General features: G+C 33.7%; 18 protein-coding genes. 5 read left to right on the forward strand and 13 right to left on the reverse strand.

All coding sequences use genetic code 11. The features are described from left to right. Positions 1 to 153 precede the first annotated feature (153 nt). Complete coding sequence (gene rnhC / locus ACSULM_RS05810; protein ID WP_436861284.1) at positions 154 to 1,083, forward strand: ribonuclease HIII; 930 nt, start codon at positions 154 to 156, stop codon at positions 1,081 to 1,083. Between the two features lie 102 nt (positions 1,084 to 1,185). Here rnhC and pheT read toward each other — a convergent pair whose 3' ends face one another. From pheT to ACSULM_RS05840, 6 genes are all read right to left on the reverse strand, one after another. Continuing rightward, positions 1,186 to 3,588 (reverse strand): phenylalanine--tRNA ligase subunit beta, encoded by a 2,403-nt coding sequence (pheT, locus tag ACSULM_RS05815; protein WP_436861286.1) that lies wholly within the window; start codon positions 3,586 to 3,588, stop codon positions 1,186 to 1,188. Continuing rightward, complete coding sequence (pheS, locus tag ACSULM_RS05820; RefSeq protein ID WP_436861289.1) at positions 3,588 to 4,646, reverse strand: phenylalanine--tRNA ligase subunit alpha; 1,059 nt, start codon at positions 4,644 to 4,646, stop codon at positions 3,588 to 3,590. The genes pheT and pheS overlap by 1 nt, the downstream gene beginning before the upstream one ends. A 346-nt stretch (positions 4,647 to 4,992) precedes the next feature. Next, positions 4,993 to 5,733 carry a TrmH family RNA methyltransferase gene (locus ACSULM_RS05825; RefSeq protein WP_436861291.1) on the reverse strand — a complete coding sequence of 247 codons (741 nt, stop codon included), beginning with the start codon at positions 5,731 to 5,733 and terminating at the stop codon, positions 4,993 to 4,995. Positions 5,734 to 5,759: 26 nt separating this feature from the next. After that, positions 5,760 to 6,698 carry a M23 family metallopeptidase gene (locus ACSULM_RS05830; RefSeq protein ID WP_436861294.1) on the reverse strand — a complete coding sequence of 313 codons (939 nt, stop codon included), beginning with the start codon at positions 6,696 to 6,698 and terminating at the stop codon, positions 5,760 to 5,762. Positions 6,699 to 6,999: 301 nt separating this feature from the next. Next, a complete protein-coding gene (gene rpmF / locus ACSULM_RS05835) occupies positions 7,000 to 7,173 on the reverse strand; it encodes a 50S ribosomal protein L32 (RefSeq protein WP_011303391.1) in 174 nt (57 codons plus the stop codon). A gap of 80 nt (positions 7,174 to 7,253) precedes the next feature. Further along, positions 7,254 to 7,802, reverse strand: coding sequence for a YceD family protein (locus ACSULM_RS05840; protein ID WP_436853607.1), 549 nt, complete (start codon positions 7,800 to 7,802; stop codon positions 7,254 to 7,256). A gap of 126 nt (positions 7,803 to 7,928) precedes the next feature. Between ACSULM_RS05840 and ACSULM_RS05845 the strand changes: the two genes are divergently transcribed. Continuing rightward, positions 7,929 to 9,062 (forward strand): nucleotidyltransferase, encoded by a 1,134-nt coding sequence (locus ACSULM_RS05845; protein WP_436861296.1) that lies wholly within the window; start codon positions 7,929 to 7,931, stop codon positions 9,060 to 9,062. A gap of 266 nt (positions 9,063 to 9,328) precedes the next feature. On the opposite strand, the gene coaD is transcribed toward ACSULM_RS05845, so the two are convergent. Further along, a complete protein-coding gene (gene coaD, locus ACSULM_RS05850; protein ID WP_069994737.1) occupies positions 9,329 to 9,814 on the reverse strand; it encodes a pantetheine-phosphate adenylyltransferase in 486 nt (161 codons plus the stop codon). Position 9,815: 1 nt separating this feature from the next. Then, positions 9,816 to 10,358, reverse strand: coding sequence for a 16S rRNA (guanine(966)-N(2))-methyltransferase RsmD (rsmD, locus tag ACSULM_RS05855; RefSeq protein WP_436853605.1), 543 nt, complete (start codon positions 10,356 to 10,358; stop codon positions 9,816 to 9,818). Positions 10,359 to 10,429: 71 nt separating this feature from the next. Between rsmD and ACSULM_RS05860 the strand changes: the two genes are divergently transcribed. Continuing rightward, entirely contained in the window at positions 10,430 to 10,819 is a 390-nt protein-coding gene (locus ACSULM_RS05860) for a DUF7147 family protein (protein ID WP_436861298.1), read from the forward strand. Positions 10,820 to 10,895: 76 nt separating this feature from the next. Here ACSULM_RS05860 and ACSULM_RS05865 read toward each other — a convergent pair whose 3' ends face one another. Next, complete coding sequence (locus ACSULM_RS05865) at positions 10,896 to 11,147, reverse strand: YlbG family protein (RefSeq protein ID WP_436853603.1); 252 nt, start codon at positions 11,145 to 11,147, stop codon at positions 10,896 to 10,898. 153 nt (positions 11,148 to 11,300) lie between these two features. Between ACSULM_RS05865 and ACSULM_RS05870 the strand changes: the two genes are divergently transcribed. Then, a complete protein-coding gene (locus ACSULM_RS05870; RefSeq protein ID WP_436861392.1) occupies positions 11,301 to 12,212 on the forward strand; it encodes a glycerophosphodiester phosphodiesterase in 912 nt (303 codons plus the stop codon). A gap of 148 nt (positions 12,213 to 12,360) precedes the next feature. On the opposite strand, the gene ACSULM_RS05875 is transcribed toward ACSULM_RS05870, so the two are convergent. Then, on the reverse strand, positions 12,361 to 12,795 hold the full coding sequence (locus ACSULM_RS05875; RefSeq protein WP_436853601.1) for a YlbF family regulator: 435 nt from the start codon (positions 12,793 to 12,795) through the stop codon (positions 12,361 to 12,363). 18 nt (positions 12,796 to 12,813) lie between these two features. Next, positions 12,814 to 13,860: a CAP-associated domain-containing protein gene (locus tag ACSULM_RS05880; protein WP_436861300.1), complete on the reverse strand. Its 1,047-nt coding sequence runs from the start codon at positions 13,858 to 13,860 to the stop codon at positions 12,814 to 12,816. A gap of 186 nt (positions 13,861 to 14,046) precedes the next feature. Here ACSULM_RS05880 and ACSULM_RS05885 point away from each other — a divergent pair, with 186 nt between their 5' ends. Continuing rightward, on the forward strand, positions 14,047 to 16,305 hold the full coding sequence (locus ACSULM_RS05885; protein ID WP_436861302.1) for an ATP-binding cassette domain-containing protein: 2,259 nt from the start codon (positions 14,047 to 14,049) through the stop codon (positions 16,303 to 16,305). Positions 16,306 to 16,514: 209 nt separating this feature from the next. On the opposite strand, the gene ACSULM_RS05890 is transcribed toward ACSULM_RS05885, so the two are convergent. Together ACSULM_RS05890 and cyoE are read right to left on the reverse strand one after the other, a co-directional pair. Beyond that, the gene (locus ACSULM_RS05890; protein ID WP_436861304.1) at positions 16,515 to 16,976 is read right to left on the reverse strand and encodes a DUF420 domain-containing protein; all 462 of its coding nucleotides are present in this window, start codon (positions 16,974 to 16,976) and stop codon (positions 16,515 to 16,517) included. Between the two features lie 25 nt (positions 16,977 to 17,001). After that, on the reverse strand, positions 17,002 to 17,913 hold the full coding sequence (gene cyoE / locus ACSULM_RS05895) for a heme o synthase (protein WP_436861307.1): 912 nt from the start codon (positions 17,911 to 17,913) through the stop codon (positions 17,002 to 17,004). Positions 17,914 to 18,169: the final 256 nt, after the last annotated feature.

An 18,169-nucleotide genomic window follows, 5' to 3' on the forward strand; every position in this document is an offset into this window, starting at 1 on the left:
TAATTATGAATTCATATATTTTTATTTATATTCATAAAATTCAGAATGCAATATTTCATCTTAAACATCTAACTTCTAGCACCTTATTTTCCACATGTGATATGATGTTCAATGTCTAAAAATACGTAATCCAAATAAAGTGAGGTCACGCACATGGCAAATGTGGTTCATAAATTAACAAATCACGACATACAACAATTAATGTCAAACATCCCTTTCAGTACATCTGGTTTATCACAAGGTATGAAAGCAAAAACAAAATATAAAGGGACATCTATCTCAATTTATAACTCGAATAAAGTAATGTTCCAGGGCAAAGACGCTGAAAATATCGCTGCACAACTATTACCTAATATAACGCCTCAAACTAAGCCAGCATCAAAGTCAACTTCAACACCTCAGACGATTTTTTATAATCAATTTCAATGTATAGGTAGTGATGAAGCTGGTAGTGGTGATTACTTTGGGCCTTTAACAGTATGTGCCGCTTATGTATCCAAAAAAAATGTTCAAGTGCTAAAGGCACTCGGTGTCGATGATTCCAAAAAATTAACAGATGCAAAAATTATTGAGCTCGCTGAACAGCTTGTCACTTTTATTCCTCACTCATTATTGACTATGGATAATGTGAAATATAATGAAAAACAAAAAGCAGGATGGTCACAAGTCAAAATGAAAGCTGTCTTACATAACGAGGCAATCAAAAATGTCACTCAAAAAATTGATACTGATGAATTAGATTATATCGTCATTGATCAGTTTGCAGTAGCTGGGGTCTATAAACGTTACGCTTTAAGTGAGCTCCCTTTTAGCAACAAAACTAAATTTGAAACAAAAGGTGAATCTAAATCTATCGCTATTGCGGCAGCAAGTATCATTTCCAGATACGCATTTGTAAAACATATGGATCATTTATCTCATTCTGCAAAAATGCAAATTCCTAAAGGCGCAAGTAATAAAGTGGATCTAATAGCAGCTAAAATTATCGAGCGTCATGGTATCGATTATCTTGATTCAATTTCAAAGAAACATTTTGCAAATCGTGCCAAAGCTGAAAAATTAGTAAAGAAAAAATATCAGTAACTATTAAAGACAGCTATGTGACATCAATACGATGCCACATAGCTGTCTTTATTTATTTCATAAACCCAAGATAATATTCAATTCATATTAACATTATTCAATTTAACGAATCGTTGCACCCTCAGCTTGTAACGCTGACAAGATTGACTCATGAACTGTATTAACTTTATCATCCGTCAATGTTTGTTCTGTGTCTAAATAAGCTAATCGTATAGCAATCGATTTTTCATCTTCAGCCATATGTTCACCTTCATATACATCAAACACTTCAGCATCTTGTAAGATATTTCCACCGTGTTGGTGAATGACATCGACTAATTTAGCTGATGGCATATCACGATTAACAACTAACGCAATATCTCTAGAAACACCAGGGAACCTTGGAATTGGTTGATAGTTGATATATCCAACAGATACGGACATTAATTGATCATAATTCAATTCAAATACATAAGTACGTTTCAAGTCGTTATCCTTTTCAATTTGCGGATGTAATTCTCCAACAAATCCAACCACTTCACCATTCAATTTAACAAGTGCCGTTCTACCTGGATGTAATCCGTTAATGTTACCAGCTTCGTATTCAAAATGAATATCTAACTTTTCAGCAATTCTATCTACAATACCTTTTGCAACGAAGAAATCTATTTCTTCTTTTTTACCTTGCCATGTATTCACAGTATAGTCTCCTGTTAAAATACCACTTAAATACTCAACTTCATCTGGCAGTTCACCTTGACCGTTACCAAAGAATACGCGGCCTAATTCGTATAAGCGTACATCATGGTTTCTACGAGCTACATTGTAGGACACAGCATCGATTAAATGAGGTATTAAACTTTGACGTAATGTCGAATATGCTTCACTCATTGGCATTAGTAAATCAATTGTTGAACGGTCTTGTAATGCGAAATCACGCGCACGTGCTTTATCTACGAGCGAATAGTTGCTAGCCTGATTCAGACCTGCACCCTCTAATGTTGCCTTTATAATTCTTGATTTGGATTGTCTATCCGTCAATGCACCATGCGTCACATTATCAAAAACAGGTAATGTAGATGGAATTTCATCATAACCATAAATACGTGCAATTTCTTCAATCAAATCTTCTTTAATTGTTATATCTTTACGACGTGAAGGCACCATAACTGTTAATACATCATCTTGTTTTGTCGTTTCAAAACCTAGTTGTACAAAGATAGCTTCAATTTCAGCTGCTGACAACTCGAACCCTACTGTTTGATTTACTTTTGAAACGGATATATCGATTGGTGTTACAAAATCTCCAAGATGTCCTTGTGAAACACGACCTTGTGATACGGAACCACCTGCATACATTTGTAATAAATAGCAAGCTCTATCTACCGCTTCATCTACAAATTCAGTTGCAATGCCTTTTTCAAATCGACTAGAAGCTTCACTTCTCAAGTTTAAACGACGTGAAGTATGACGGATTGATACAGGATCAAAAATAGCACCTTCAATGACAACGTTCTTCGTAGCTTCAGTTACTTCAGAAAAATCTCCACCCATGACACCTGCAATAGCTATAGGTGCTGTACCATTTGTAATGACAATATCAGAATCGATTAATTTACGCGCTTGATCATCTAATGTCGTTATAACTTCATCTTTCTTAGCTTGTCTAACTTCAATTTGTTTCGAACCAATTTGATCCTGATCAAACATATGCAATGGCTGTCCATATTCAATCAGCACATAGTTAGATATATCTACGACATTATTAATCGGGCGAATTCCTGCTTTAATCAAACGCATTTGCATCCATTCTGGAGATGGAGCAATCTTGACATCTTTCACGATACGCGTACTATAATAAGGTACTTTATCTTCATTTTGAATGTTCACAGTAATTTCTTCACTAGCGTGATTATCAACTTCTTCACTTTGTGTTTCTGGCTTTGTCATAGGTACATTATATAATGCGGCCGTTTCATAGGCTGTACCAATCATGCTTAAAGCATCTGCTCTATTTGGTGTTAAATCAAATTCCATTACTTGGTCGTTCAAATATAATGCACTTAATGCATCCGAACCAGGTGTAATTTCTGTTGAAAATACATAGATACCTTCTTCAAACGCTTTAGGTACTAAAGCACTAGGAATACCGATTTCTTGAAGTGAACAAATCATACCTTCTGAAACTTCTCCACGTAACTTAGCGCGTTTAATTTTCACACCACCAGGCAATCTACCACCAACTGTTGCCACAATCACTGTTTGTCCAGCTTCAACATTCGGTGCACCACAAACGATTTGGACAGGTTCAGCTTCACCAATATCTACTTTACAAATATTAAGTTTATCTGCGTCTGGATGAGACGATTTTGATTCAATATAACCTACCACTAAGTTCTTTATATCCTTTGTATAATCAACGATGTCGTCAACTTCAATACCCGTACGTGTAATACGTTCCGCTAGTACATTTACTGGTTGATTAATTTCTACATATGATTCTAACCATTCTTTAGATATAAACATTACTTTTCACCTCTATCTTCTACAGCTTTAAATTGATTTAAGAAACGCACATCATTTGTATAGAAATGACGGATATCTTCAATACCGTATTTCAGCATTGCAATTCTATCAGGCCCCATACCAAATGCAAAACCAGTGTATTTGTTTGAATCGAAGCCAGCCATTTCTAGTACATTAGGATGCACCATGCCTGCTCCTAAAATCTCAATCCAACCAGTGTGTTTACACACATTACACCCTTCTCCTTTACATTTGAAACATGACACATCTACTTCAACAGACGGTTCTGTAAATTGGAAATAACTTGGACGCAGACGTATTTCTCTTTCTTCGCCAAATAATTGTTTTGCTAATAATTCTAAAGTACCTTTGAGGTCACTCATTTTAATATTTTCATCAACAACTAAGCCTTCTATTTGTGTGAATTGATGACTGTGTGTTGCATCATCAGAATCACGTCGATACACCTTACCTGGACATAAAATTTTGACCGGACCTTCACCGTTACGTTGCTCCATTGTTCTAGCTTGTACAGGTGACGTGTGTGTACGCATTAATATTTCATCTGTGATGTAAAAGCTATCTTGCATATCACGCGCAGGATGTGATTTTGGTAGATTTAATGCTTCAAAGTTATAATAATCTTGTTCAACTTCAAAACCGTCTACAATCTCGTAACCTAAACCTAAAAATAGATCTTCAATTTCTTCTATTGTTCTCGTTAATGGATGTTTCGCACCGATAGCTATTTTACGACTTGGTAATGTAACATCAATTTGTTCTTCTCTCAATTGTTGCTCTAATTGTTCATTTGCTAACAATTCACGACGTGCATCGATTTCTTTTTCAATCGTTTGTCTCACTTCGTTCACTTGTTGACCATAGGCAGGTTTTTCTTCATTCGGTAAATCTTTCATATGTTTCATTAAACCTGTAACTGAACCCTTTTTCCCTAGATATTTAACTTTTACTTCCTGTAATGCTTTTTCATCTTGTGCTTCGTTGATATCGACTAATGCTTGTTGCTTTATCTCTGACATAGCTTCTGTTTGTGCCATTCTTAGCCCTCCTAATAATCATTCACTTATTTTTTAAAACTATTTGGATTAAAATTATTGATAAAACAAAAAAAGACTTTCATCCCTTGAAACTGGGACGAAAGCCTTCCGTGGTACCACCCAAATTTATGCTATTGCATACACTTGTTGTCATTGATAACGGTAATGATTTCCGACTTAAATTGCTTTAAGTAACCAAAAAGGTGAAAAAAACTAAATATAGTGGATTATCTTTCAGTCAAGGACAATCTCCCTTTTACAACTATCGCGCTTTAGTTTACGTCTTTTTATAGGTTAATATTTATCATGTAATTAACTTTATTATATACGATTTTTTACGAAAGGGTCAACCTTTCAAATGATACATTACTATACTACCTGCAATTGCTACATTGAGACTTTCAGCCTTACCATAAATCGGTATAGTCAAATTCTGAGTCGTTTGACTCAATAAGTCTGAATTAACGCCTTCACCTTCGTTGCCCAATAATAATGCAAATGAAGTTTGACTCGGGACTTGATGATATACAACAGCGTTATCTAATGCTGTACCATATACGTTACCTTCAAACGTATTAATAAAATCGCTCAATTCTGTAGTTATAATTGGTATATGGAACACACTTCCCTGGCTTGCACGCATAACTTTGTCTTGATAAGGATCAGCTGTCCCCTTTTCAAGCACGATTAAATCTAGACCAGCTGCATCCGCAGTACGTATTAACGTTCCTAAGTTGCCCGGATCTTGAATTCGATCAATTAATAACACTTGTTGTGCATGCTTTGATTCATAGGTTGGCTTTTCTATAACTGCAAAAAAACCTTGGGGCATTACTGTACCCGACAATACTTCTGCAACTTTCAAATTAATTTCAAATGCTTCTTCTGCATAATCTATTAATGTGGCGTCAATTCTTTCAACATCCACAATATATAATTGTTTAATTTTTAAATTACTTTTAAATGCTTCTTCTATAAGATGATAACCTTCAATTAATGCAAGTCCAGTTTTATCTCTTTCACGTTTTTTCTTTAATTTATTAGCAATTTTAATTTTATTGTTTTGTGCCGAAGTTATTGATTCCATAGCTTAGCCTCTTTATCTGTTTATTCTCACCCTTTAAATAAGTGAGTAAAATCTGAACGCAAACTTTTTATGAAACTAGCGATTGCGTGTTCCTTTATGAAAATTTGATCACCGGTATAATTTACAATATCACCTTTAACTGGTGCAATTTTATTTTGAAACCTAATCTTAAGTGTCTGTGTGGATTGTGAATATTTATCATTCATCACCTGAAAATGTATATGTGGTTCTGGCGTATTACCTGAATTGCCCACATTTGCAATATGTTGACCACGAAACACTGTATCTCCCTGTTCTATTTTAAATGAAGCAGGCTTTATATGTGCAATCATACTATATTCATGACGTCCATGTTTAATTATAATATAATTCCCCTCCGGATGTACTGTATCCTGTTCGCCTGGCACACAATCTGGAATACCATCAACAATTTTCTCAACAACGCCATTAGCTGGTGCCACAATTTCTTTATTATAACTATAATAACTTTCACAATGGTTTGGATCACCTGAGTAAGTACATCCCTCTTTGACTTGTACTAAGTCTATCGCATGACGCTGTTGTTTATAACGATAATGATAATTAATCAGTTCATTATCTCCACCACAATACACGAGACAACTACTTTTAATAGGTATCGTATACGACTGTTTAGAAACTTTGGACTTTTTACTATTTTTAATAGGCAACAATGCCATACCTACAATTTCTTGGTATTTATTTAAAGTTATACTTACACCTGTAGTCTTTTGTCGATCAAACCAAATGTACTCGTCATGGAGGTTAATATGAAGATGTCGATACAAATCATTTATGCCTCGTATCGCATTATAATTCTCTAGCAAGTCCTCAAGCTGCTTAAAAGAAGTTATCTCTTGAAATGCCTCACTAAAGTGTTCATAAATCCATGTTGCATCGCCTTGTTCTATTTTATGAATAATTTTTTGTGCATTTATTGATTCCATTTTTTACACAACCTATCAGTTGGAAGTATATTATCGCTACTTCTAAAATAAAAAATCATTTACAAATTATCAAGTGAATTATTAATGAACGTAATTCTAATGAAATGTTTATTTAGTTAAATTAACACTCATTCTTTCATTTTCACAAATTTTTATCAAAACTATAATTTAGCTATGTATCAGAATTTTAATTATTTCCTAAAAGTTTTGTTGTTAAACCAATAAACTCAAGGTAAAGATGGCACCTATAAAAAGATAGAGGCTGAAACATTGTATATGTCTCAGCCTCTCATTAAATAAATTATTTTGATACTACGTCTTCGCCTTTGTATGAACCACAGTTCTTACATACACGGTGAGATAATTTGTATTCTCCACAGTTTGGGCATTCAGTCATACCAGGTACTGAAATTTTAAAATGCGTACGACGTTTATTTTTTCTTGTTTTAGACGTTCTTCTTTTTGGTACTGCCATGATAATCCTCCTTATATTCAAACACTAAATAGATATTTTCAAATTCAATAATCCATTATACTACAGATTATGTGAATCCGCTATTGCTCTTCGTCATATAATTGTTGTAGTTTTTGAAGCCTTGGATCGATTTGCTCAGATTCAGGTGTTTCCTTCTCTTTAGCAAGCTCAACCGCTTGTTCCTCGTCAATAACTTCCCAACCATTACCTTCTCGTAACATCTGATCGCTTTCATTTGAAAAAACACGCATTGGTTTTTCAATAATAACAAGTTCTTCAGCAATATCCTTAAGATTTATCATACCATCTGTAGCATCATGATAATGCTCATCATCTTCTACTTCATTACTATATTGCTCATATCCCTCTAAATCAAAAATCTCTTGAGACTTGATATCAATAGGGACTTCAACCGGAACCAAAGTACGTGCACACGCCATTGTATACGTTCCAGTCAAATGCATATCTGCAATGACTTCATTTGATCTAACAGTGAGTTCACCGTCGACATCAATATCAGATAGATTTATTAAATCTAATGATTTTACTAAATGATCAAAATTAACCGTTTGATGAAATTCAAATGGTTTATCTTGGAATTTTCTTAATTGTGTTATTGACCATTTCATATGGCTTCACCTCTAACAAGCACAAAATTTATTTTAACTTTATAGACATAAGTTGTCAAGATTTTTTCTTAACACTATTACATCTGTTACAATATCTATAATGAATTCTGAAAGGAAGAATTGCAAATGAAAAGCGTTGCACTAGTCACAGAATATAATCCTTTCCACAATGGTCACTTATACCATGCTCAGCAATCAAAGTCAATAACTGACGCTGAAATTTCCATTGCAATCATGAGTGGTCATTTCGTTATGAGAGGACAACCCGCAATTTATAATAAATTTACACGTACGCACATGGCCTTGAGCGCTGTAGACCTTGTTGTTGAATTACCAGCCTTAGCATCCCTATCTGCTGGACCATATTTTGCTGAAACAGCCGTGAAAGTCGCGAATTATTTAGGTGTATCTCATCTTTGTTTTGGAAGTGAGTCAGGTGAGATAAATGAATTCTTAAATCTTGCAGATAAGCTCCAAAGTTTAGAAAATTCACCTACTTTCCTTGAAAAAAGTAAAGAAGGTAAAAGTTACCCAAGAATTTTAAGTGAGATGATACCTGATAATGATTTATTAGCATCACCCAATAATACACTGGGGTTATCCTACGTACGTGCAATAAAGCAACATGCACCCACCATCCAACCTTGGACAATATCACGTAAAAATAGCAAGCATCACGATGCTAAAATTTCACATGACGCATTTGCAAGTGGTACTTCGATTAGAAAATCATTAGAACATGGAAACAATGCATGGCAAAATGTTGTACCACAGTCCATACTCGAGCATTATGGGCAACCACACATCTCGCTTGAAGATACATTCAATTTTCTCAAGTATGCAATTTTAAGTAATGATGCAAAGTCATTAGCTAATATTTATACAATGAGCGAAGGTTTAGAACATCGTATACTACAAAAAATTGAACAAGCAACTAACTTTAGTCAATTGATGACATTATTGAAAACAAAGCGCTATACCTATACACATATTCAAAGAATATTAATGAACATCTTATTAAATTTTAAACAGCAAGACATTATTAATGACATCCAAGGTGTTCGTATTTTGGGAATGACAAGCAACGGCCAACAATACTTAAAGCAAATTAAAAAAACTTATCCTAATAGATCATATATCACTCAAGTGAATAAACAAAATGCGCACTTATTTAAAGATGAAATTCACGCAACTAAAATTTATAATTTTATTTCTGAACAAACGGCAACAGATTTCAATACTCCCGTCATACGTGTTTAAATAATTATAGGCACACTAAGTCAAAGTCAATAATCACTGCATCCTTAAATAAGATAATGATTGGCTCAAATTTTGTCTAATTGATTAAAATTATCTGCCATCATTTAATTTAGCGACAATGTTACCTACTTTGTTTATTGAAATCTGCTAATAATAAAACGAAGACAGGAGAGAACAAAATTTTGTTCTCTCCTGTCTTCGTTACAAAATAACGCACTTGTGCGACTTAAGTGTTGTTCAAATTACACTTTTGCCACTCACTTTTATCATTTTTTAAATTTTTCATTCAATGCTTTTTCAACATGCACTGGTACAAAATCAGAAACATTTGCTTTGTATGCCGCCACTTCTTTGACAACACTTGAACTTATGAACGAATAATTTGTACTTGTCATCATATACATTGTTTCAACATTACTATTTAACTTTTTGTTCATAGAAGTTAGTCTCAATTCATATTCAAAGTCACTGACCGCACGTAACCCACGAATAATTGTTTCTGCCCCAATTTCATCACAGAAATCTACGAGTAAACCGTTGAAATGATGTACAGTCACATTATTTAAATGTTTCACTGATTCCTCAATTAATGCAATGCGTTCCTCAATTGAAAACGTCCCCGACTTACTACTGTTTCTCAACACGCATATGTGTAGTTCATCAAAACGGTCCGCACTTCTATCAATGATATCGATATGACCATATGTAATTGGATCAAAACTTCCTGGAATGACTGCTTTAGTTGTAGACATGTTAATCTCCCTTTTCTAATAACAAAGTATCTGTTATTCCATAATGATAACGCTTTATCTCATGGAATGGCTCGGTATTGATTTTTTCATGTTGTTTGAACTCACAAACGATAATACCACTTTCTTTTAATAAATTAAACTTTGCAATTCCTTCGAGTGCTTCATCGATTAATCCTTTTTCATATGGTGGATCTAAAAAAATAACGTCAAATTGAATTTCTCGTTTTGACAAAGCTTTTAGGGCACGGCTCGCATTATTTTTATATACTTCTGCTTGTGCTTCAATATCTAAATTTGCCAAATTGGATTTTATGACTTTTACTGCCTTAAAATTCTGATCAACAAAAATCACCTTATCCATCCCACGCGACAATGCTTCGATACCTAAAGCACCACTCCCGGCAAACAAGTCCAAACCGATACCAGAAACTTCATGCAAACTATTAAAGATACCTTCTTTAACTTTATCCATTGTAGGTCTCGTAGTACGTCCATCCATACTTTCAAGCGCTTTACTTTTATGTACTCCAGAAATCACTCTCATCAGATTAACACTTCCATTCTCAAAATAATTTATATATAATGCAAACTGCATGACAAGGAGGCATATTATTTATGAAACAGTCATTTATTAAATTAGGTGAAGGACTCACTGACTTATTCGAATTTAATACACTCATTGAATACAATCGTAAGCGTATTCAACATATTGTATTTTTTCATTCCCCAAAATTTGAAAACCAACGCTCATCAGTAGCAATTATCATGCAACCAACAAGTGAACAACATTTTCAAGCTATGTATATTATGGTCAATGCGATTCAATACCCTTATCCTGCTTCAAATAAAAAATTCGACTTAATTCTTAATCAAGCAACTCAATATCAAGTAGACGTAAAAGAAGTAGATGTTCAACCACCTCATACCTTTCACGATACTGAACTCTACTTCAATTACTTGATTAGCGTCCTAAGATTACAAAGATGGATTCCGCCCTTACAATAATGAAAACAAGCCACCGTAGTCCTATAAATGTACTAATGTGGCTTGTTCATTTTTAAATATGCTTAAAATAAGTTCACTATAATACTTCATGTTGTTCTTTTTCATAAGTTTTCTTTAAGTATTTATATGGAGAACCTTCTACTTGCTTCACATATTTCAATCTCATTAGTTTGTCTACGATTTGATCAGCCTCATCTTCATTGATGTACATAACAACATATCGCTCTTGTCTATTAACACTGACAATATGTCCAAATTTTCTCACTTGTCTTTCATGTTTCATATGTTTCAAATATATAATTAAACTTGTTCTTGCAACAATATTCATTGTATAATCACTCCATTTATTAGCCACTTTATAATATCATGACTCTAACATTTTATAAATAACAATTATTTTGAAGTAACTTAAACTTTTGCTATATTACTTTATATACACCAAATTTGAGGAGGATTGCTCGTGTCAAAATTCAATAAAATAATGAAAACAAGCTTTTTAGGTACTGTTGGTTTGGTGGGGAGCCTGTTTTTTATTACAAAATACAAAACACAAACTCATAATCAAACTATACCACCCTTTTTCGCCAAACCTGCACCATATATATTCGCTCATAGAGGTGGAATGGCAGTTAGACCTGAACAAACAAAATTAGCTTTCGATAATGCTGTTTTACACAACATAGATGGATTCGAAACTGATGTCAGATTATCCAAAGATCATCAGCTCATTGTTTTTCACGATGCAACAGTTGATCGCACTACAAACGGTTCCGGAAAAGTTGCGGAACATACTTTAGCAGAATTGAAAGCTTTAGACGCAGGTTATCGCTTTACAGACATCAATGGTGAAACACCATACAGAGGAAATACAGACGCATGCATCCTAACTTTTGACGATTTATTATCATTATATCCAAATTTACTTATCAATGTGGATTTAAAGGATGACCCAGATACAGAACAAGGGCAATTGGCACCTGAAATCATCTACGAGATTATTGTAAAACACCATGCGCAACATCGTGTCTTAGTCACAAGTTTCCACAGTCAACAAATAGAACGATTCAACAATGTTAGCAATGGTACGGTAGCCATTGGTGCGAGTCAGAAAGAAGTCACAGAAGGTGTAGTGAAGTTCCACACAGGTCTCGGAAATACGTTCCAACCACGTGCACATACCTTCCAAATGCCAGTTTCTTACAAAGGTGTTCGACTAACATCACCTAAATTTATACAATGGCTAATTACACGAAATATTGTTCCAGGTTATTATGGTGTAAACAACCTAGATTTAATGCATGACTTAACATCTCAGGGCGTGCATACATTAGTCACAGATAGACCTGACCTAGCAGAACGTTTTAAAAATACTTATCACAGTGCATCATTATAATAATTATTCATCATCCAATATATTAAAATACCATTAAGAAATTGTATATATTCACGAAAAAGCTCCTTCGAAAGTTAGCATGTTTGTTTGCGTACTTTTAAAGGAGCTTTTTAAATTTATCATAACATTAATTTAGTGAGAGACAGTGCTATAATGAACAACTGCAAGAGCCGCCAGTAGCACAACCTCCTGTATCTTTTTGGAAAAATGGGTTACCCGCTTCAATTTTCACATTTTCAGATACTGAATATGCAATTTTAGCAATTACCTGGTCAATAAGTCCCTGTAGTGCAACTTCTTTTTGTTTAAAGTCCATCACAACTGGTAACATTTCGTATGCACGTTTACGCTTGCGCGTATCTAACATTACTTTTTGATACTCAGGATGGTATTTGCCAAAACGCATTATTTCATCATATTGTGCTTTAGCTTTTAAAAATGCCTGGTACAGTAAGTGCGCTTCGTCATTTTGTTCAAGGGCAAGTTCCGCTTGCTTATAATCATAATATAAACGTGAATTTAAGATTTTCTCACTTAACAGTTCGATATCATCAAGAATGGATAGCGTTTCTTCTGTAATCATTTTGCTTCCTCCTTCTTACTAATTCTCTACAAAAATAAGTGTGTAATAACCATTTGTTACTTCTCCACCCATTTCATCATATTTTGAATTTAACATTCTCGACCTATGAATATCTGAATTTAACCAACTATGTATTAAAGTAGGTACTTCATTAAAATCATAACCCACGTTCTGGCTTGTCGCTACGAATGGTATTTTTTGTTCATTGAGTTGTTGCGTTAATGCATCTTCTGTAAATTCTACACTATCTGTACCTGTTGCCTCATATAAATTAAAGGCTGCAATGTGCGCAACATCATTATTTATTTTTAACGGCTTAGCATCTTTCAATTTCCTCATTTCATTAGTAATTTCATATAAGGTCATCAATTGATTAGCATTTTGTTCATAAGGTACATCATCATATTGGCTCTTCACTTCTTCATCCTTTTCAGAGCTAAGCATTTGATAAGGTTTAAAAGCTGCCAACGCTTCGCTATCTAAATATCTCACTGCTACAATTTTATTGGATTGTTGATCGATATATATTTGTGCATAAATATTTTTGAATTTTATCAGTGTCTGGGTCTTAATATCTGAATCAGATAATTCTAAATCATACTGTTTACCCTTTACTTTAATTGTAGGTTCTGGGTTAATACTGTATTTTTCATAAACTTCAGAGGCATTATCTGAAATTTTGACGGGATTCACATTTGCATCTTTACCTGTCGCATACACTGATTTGATAATATTATGCTTGGTTGTTACTAGATAATATTGATTGCGCGTTTTAAATACATAATTTTTAAAATTGCCTTTATACGCGTACACTCTATCCGCTTGCCCATATGTATCTGTCAGTTTATTGAAATTTTTACCTATCCATGTACCGACACCATCTTTAGGCATGGGATTCTCTACAGACTTATCCGTAGTTTTAAAATCTTTATTTTGCGTTGTTTTAGTTGTATTTTTGTTTGGATTTTCCAATACATCAAATTTCAAACGTGGCGAGTAAAATAAATAAATTAAAAAACAAATCAATAATAACACACCAATAACTTTAATTATTAGTTTCCTCATCGCTCACCCACCTATAGTTCTCTTTCATTTATTGTACATGTTTCAATATATCACAAGCAAGGCATGTCACCTGATATTTCTATATAGTTCAGTCAAATACCTCTTCACATTCATATTTAATTCATCACATATACACGTCATACACCACATGATTTCGGGTATAGTATGAAATAGAGGTGAAATTTTATGTCAATGATACGTATACATGGCGCAAAACAAAACAATTTAAAAAATATTTCAGTTGATATTCCTAAGCATCAAATCACTGTATTCACAGGTCGCTCTGGTTCTGGCAAATCTTCTTTAGTCTTTAATACAATAGCCGCTGAATCAGAACGCCTTTTAAACGAAACCTACTCTACATATATTCAACATCAATTAAGTCAATTCTCCAAACCAAATGTTGATTTAATTGAACATTTACCTGTTGCAATGATAATTAATCAAAAGCGATTAGGTGGTAACTCTCGTTCAACTGTAGGCACAATTTCAGATATTTATGCCTCAGTCAGATTATTATGGTCACGCATAGGTGAACCATTTGTTGGTTATTCAGATATTTTTTCTTTCAACAATCCTAAAGGTATGTGTGAAACATGTTCTGGATTAGGTTACGTTGAGGATATCGACTTAAATGAATTATTAGATTTTGATAAATCTTTAAATGAGGATGCGATTCGCTTCCCTTCGTTTAGACCTGATAGTTGGAGAGGTAAACGGTACCTATATACTGGTTTGTTTGATAACGATAAAAAATTAAAAGATTATACTAAAGAGGAATTAGATACATTTTTATATACGAAACCAACTAAACTAAAAAATCCGCCAGCAAATTGGCCTAGGACTGCAAAATTCGAGGGTCTCATACATAGATTCAGACGATCATTCTTATTAAATGATAATTTCGAAAAGCAAAAATTTAGAAATGATATAGAACGTGTTGTGACATCTAAACAATGTCCCAATTGTAACGGCAAACGTCTAAGTCCCAAAGTCTTAGAATGTAAAATCAATGATTATGATATAGCTGATTTTACAAATTTATCTATTGATGAAGCATTAAAATTTGTTAAAACAATTGATTCAGCTAAGGCAAGTGTCATCATCGAGCCCCTTCAACAACAATTAGAATCTTTAAGTTATATAGGTTTAAACTATCTTACCTTGTCTAGAGAAACCACAACGCTATCTGGTGGTGAATCACAGCGTATTAAATTAATCCGCCACCTTAATAGTGCGTTAAGTGACCTTGTTTATATCATTGATGAGCCAAGTATCGGTTTGCACCCTGAAGACATACAACGTATTAATGAAATCATTCAATCCCTCAAAGAAAAAGGAAACACTGTATTAGTTGTCGAACATGATCCCGATGTCATCAAGATTGCTGATCATATTGTTGATTTAGGGCCACTAGCAGGAAAAAATGGTGGTGAAATTACTTTTACTGGTAGTTATCATGATCTATTACAATCCCATACGCATACTGGTCAAGCATTGCGAAGAGAACATCAACTCAAATCGAAACAACGTGATTACTCTGATTTTATATACTTATCAAACATTTCGCGCAACAATTTAAAAGATGTGTCTGTACAGATACCAAAAGAAGCTATGACTGTCGTGACAGGCGTCGCAGGATCTGGAAAAAGTTCTTTAATACACGCCGGTTTGGAAAATGTGCCTGATACTATTTTCATTGATCAAAAGCCGGCACATGCATCTAATCGTTCTAATTTATTGACTTATCTTAATATTTTTGACGAAGTACGTTCATACTATAGTGAAGAAACCGGTATGAAGAAATCCATGTTCAGCTATAATTCAGAAGGTGCTTGTGTTGAATGTCACGGTAAAGGCATTATTAAAACAGAACTTGCATTTATGCCTGACTTTACTCAAATTTGTGATGTTTGTCATGGCAAGCGTTATAAACCAGAGGTGTTAGATGAGAAAGTACATGGTTATAGCATTGCAGATATTCTAGCCCTCACTGTCGACGAAGCGATTTCATTTTTTAACAAAAAGCCCGAAATTGCCCAACCATTAGCAGCATTAAAATCAACAGGACTAAATTATATGACTTTAGGACAGTCACTTGATACATTATCTGGTGGTGAAATACAGCGTGTTAAATTAAGCAAATATTTAACTAAATCTGTACAACAACATATATTTGTGTTTGATGAACCAACTACTGGATTACATGAAGACGATATCCCTATTCTCTTGGAATGCTTTGAACAATTAATCAAATCTTCAAATACGGTTATTATCATAGAACACAATTTAACTATGATGACGCATGCTGATTGGTTTATCGATATCGGTCCATATGCTGGAGAACAAGGTGGACAATTGCTTTATCAAGGCGATGCACATGGACTCTTAGATATTGAACAATCTGTAACCGCAAAGCATTTAAGAAACTATCTAAATGAATGATTATTTTTACAATGAACGACTATTCGCAAGATTAACTATAAAAAGAGGGATAACCATCGTAATGACGGTCACCCCTCTTTTTAATTACATTGCTTATTATTAATTTATTATGTTGGGGTAAATTATTTTATTAAACTAGTTAACACACGAATTATCCCCTGCATATATGCCATAAAAGCTAACTACTCACATTTATTTAAAGTGTCGTATTATAATCCGAATGTCGCTTTAATAAGTGAAGTCGTCTCTCCACCGGGATAAAGCACATACAGTAACACATAGACAGCTACACCAGTAATTGCGGTAAAGAACCAAATGATTGAAGCGATTGGTCCAACAAATCTGTGTACTTTAAATTTGTTTTTAAAAGCAGTTATTATTTGTAAAATGCCTAAAACGCCACCGATTGTTGCTAAATTAATATGGAATACTAAGAAAATTGTATAATAAATTTTAATTGAGTCTGGACCACCAAAAGCAGTATTACCAATAAAAATCGTTCTTGAAGCATAAATGATAAAGAACGCAAGAGCAAAAAATGCCGCACATAACATTACTTTTTTATGACTTTCTATTTTCTTTTTCCATATTTGGCGCCAACCTATTGCAACTAGAATAGCACTAATAACAATAAAGCTCGTACTAATTGTAGGTAAAATTGGTAAATTCATATAATAACATCCTCATTCTTAATTATTAGAACATTTGAATTAACGAAACGACAACAACGAGTACAAAAAATACTACTAAATAGTTTAATGAATATACAAACATTTTTGTTGCCCATTTTGTTTGGTCTGAATCCTTTTTGAAACTAGTTAAACCTAAATAAATCCATCCTAAATTTAATAATGTAGCTAATACTATAAATGTTGTACCTAAACTACTTAATAAGAATGGTAACGGTAGTAAGAATACTAACCAAATAAACATGCTCACTCTCGTACGACTGAATCCTTTGACTGATGGTAGCATTGGAATATGTGCTAACGCATATTCATCTTTACGTTTGATTGCTAACGCATAGAAATGAACAGGTTGCCAGCAGAATACTACTAAGAATAATGCAACTGCCACTAGACTTAAATTGCCTTCAATTGCTGTCCATCCAATAAGTGGCGGTACTGCTCCTGGAAAGCTTCCAATAACAGTATTCCAAACTGTATGGCGTTTTGACCAAATAGAATAAAACGATACATATCCAACAATACCTAATAAACCAATTACACCTGATGGTATATTCAATGCGAAAAGTAAAGCTTCCCCTATTAGCATCATCCCAAAACTAAGCATTAATAAATTTCTGTTTGAAATTCTGTCATTAACTGTTGGTCTCTGTTGTTTACTTGGCATGATACTGTCAATATCTTGATCATAGTAATTATTTAAAGCACATGCGCCCCCCATAATTAACGTAGAGCCCACCAACATCATTAAGATTTGTGGTATTGACGAGAGGAAGGAATGATTTGCCAACACAATTGCCAGCCACGATCCAGCAAAAGCAGGGATTAAATTGCCTTGTACTAATCCCATTTTAATAATCTGCTGTAACTCTTTAAAAGTTACGCGACTAGAATTATGCGACAAAGTTTGTTCTTTGTTCATAATTTCCCTCCTATTTTTTTCATATAATACAATGATATATTAAATTTGTGTCATTGACTACATTAATGTAGCATTATTTGTGACACTTTAACGACATTCACAAAAAGTCATCGTTGTGACACAATTAATAGTATATTTCTTGTTATAATTGTATTTAAGCTTTATTATCAGAAGAAATATATTAGTGAGATAGATTCGTATAGCAACTGCTGTATATATGACAATTTTGTTTTAATGTCTCAATAGTTTTATTTTT

Origin of the sequence: Staphylococcus caeli, from assembly GCF_051413795.1 — a bacterium.
Taxonomy (GTDB): domain Bacteria; phylum Bacillota; class Bacilli; order Staphylococcales; family Staphylococcaceae; genus Staphylococcus; species Staphylococcus caeli_A.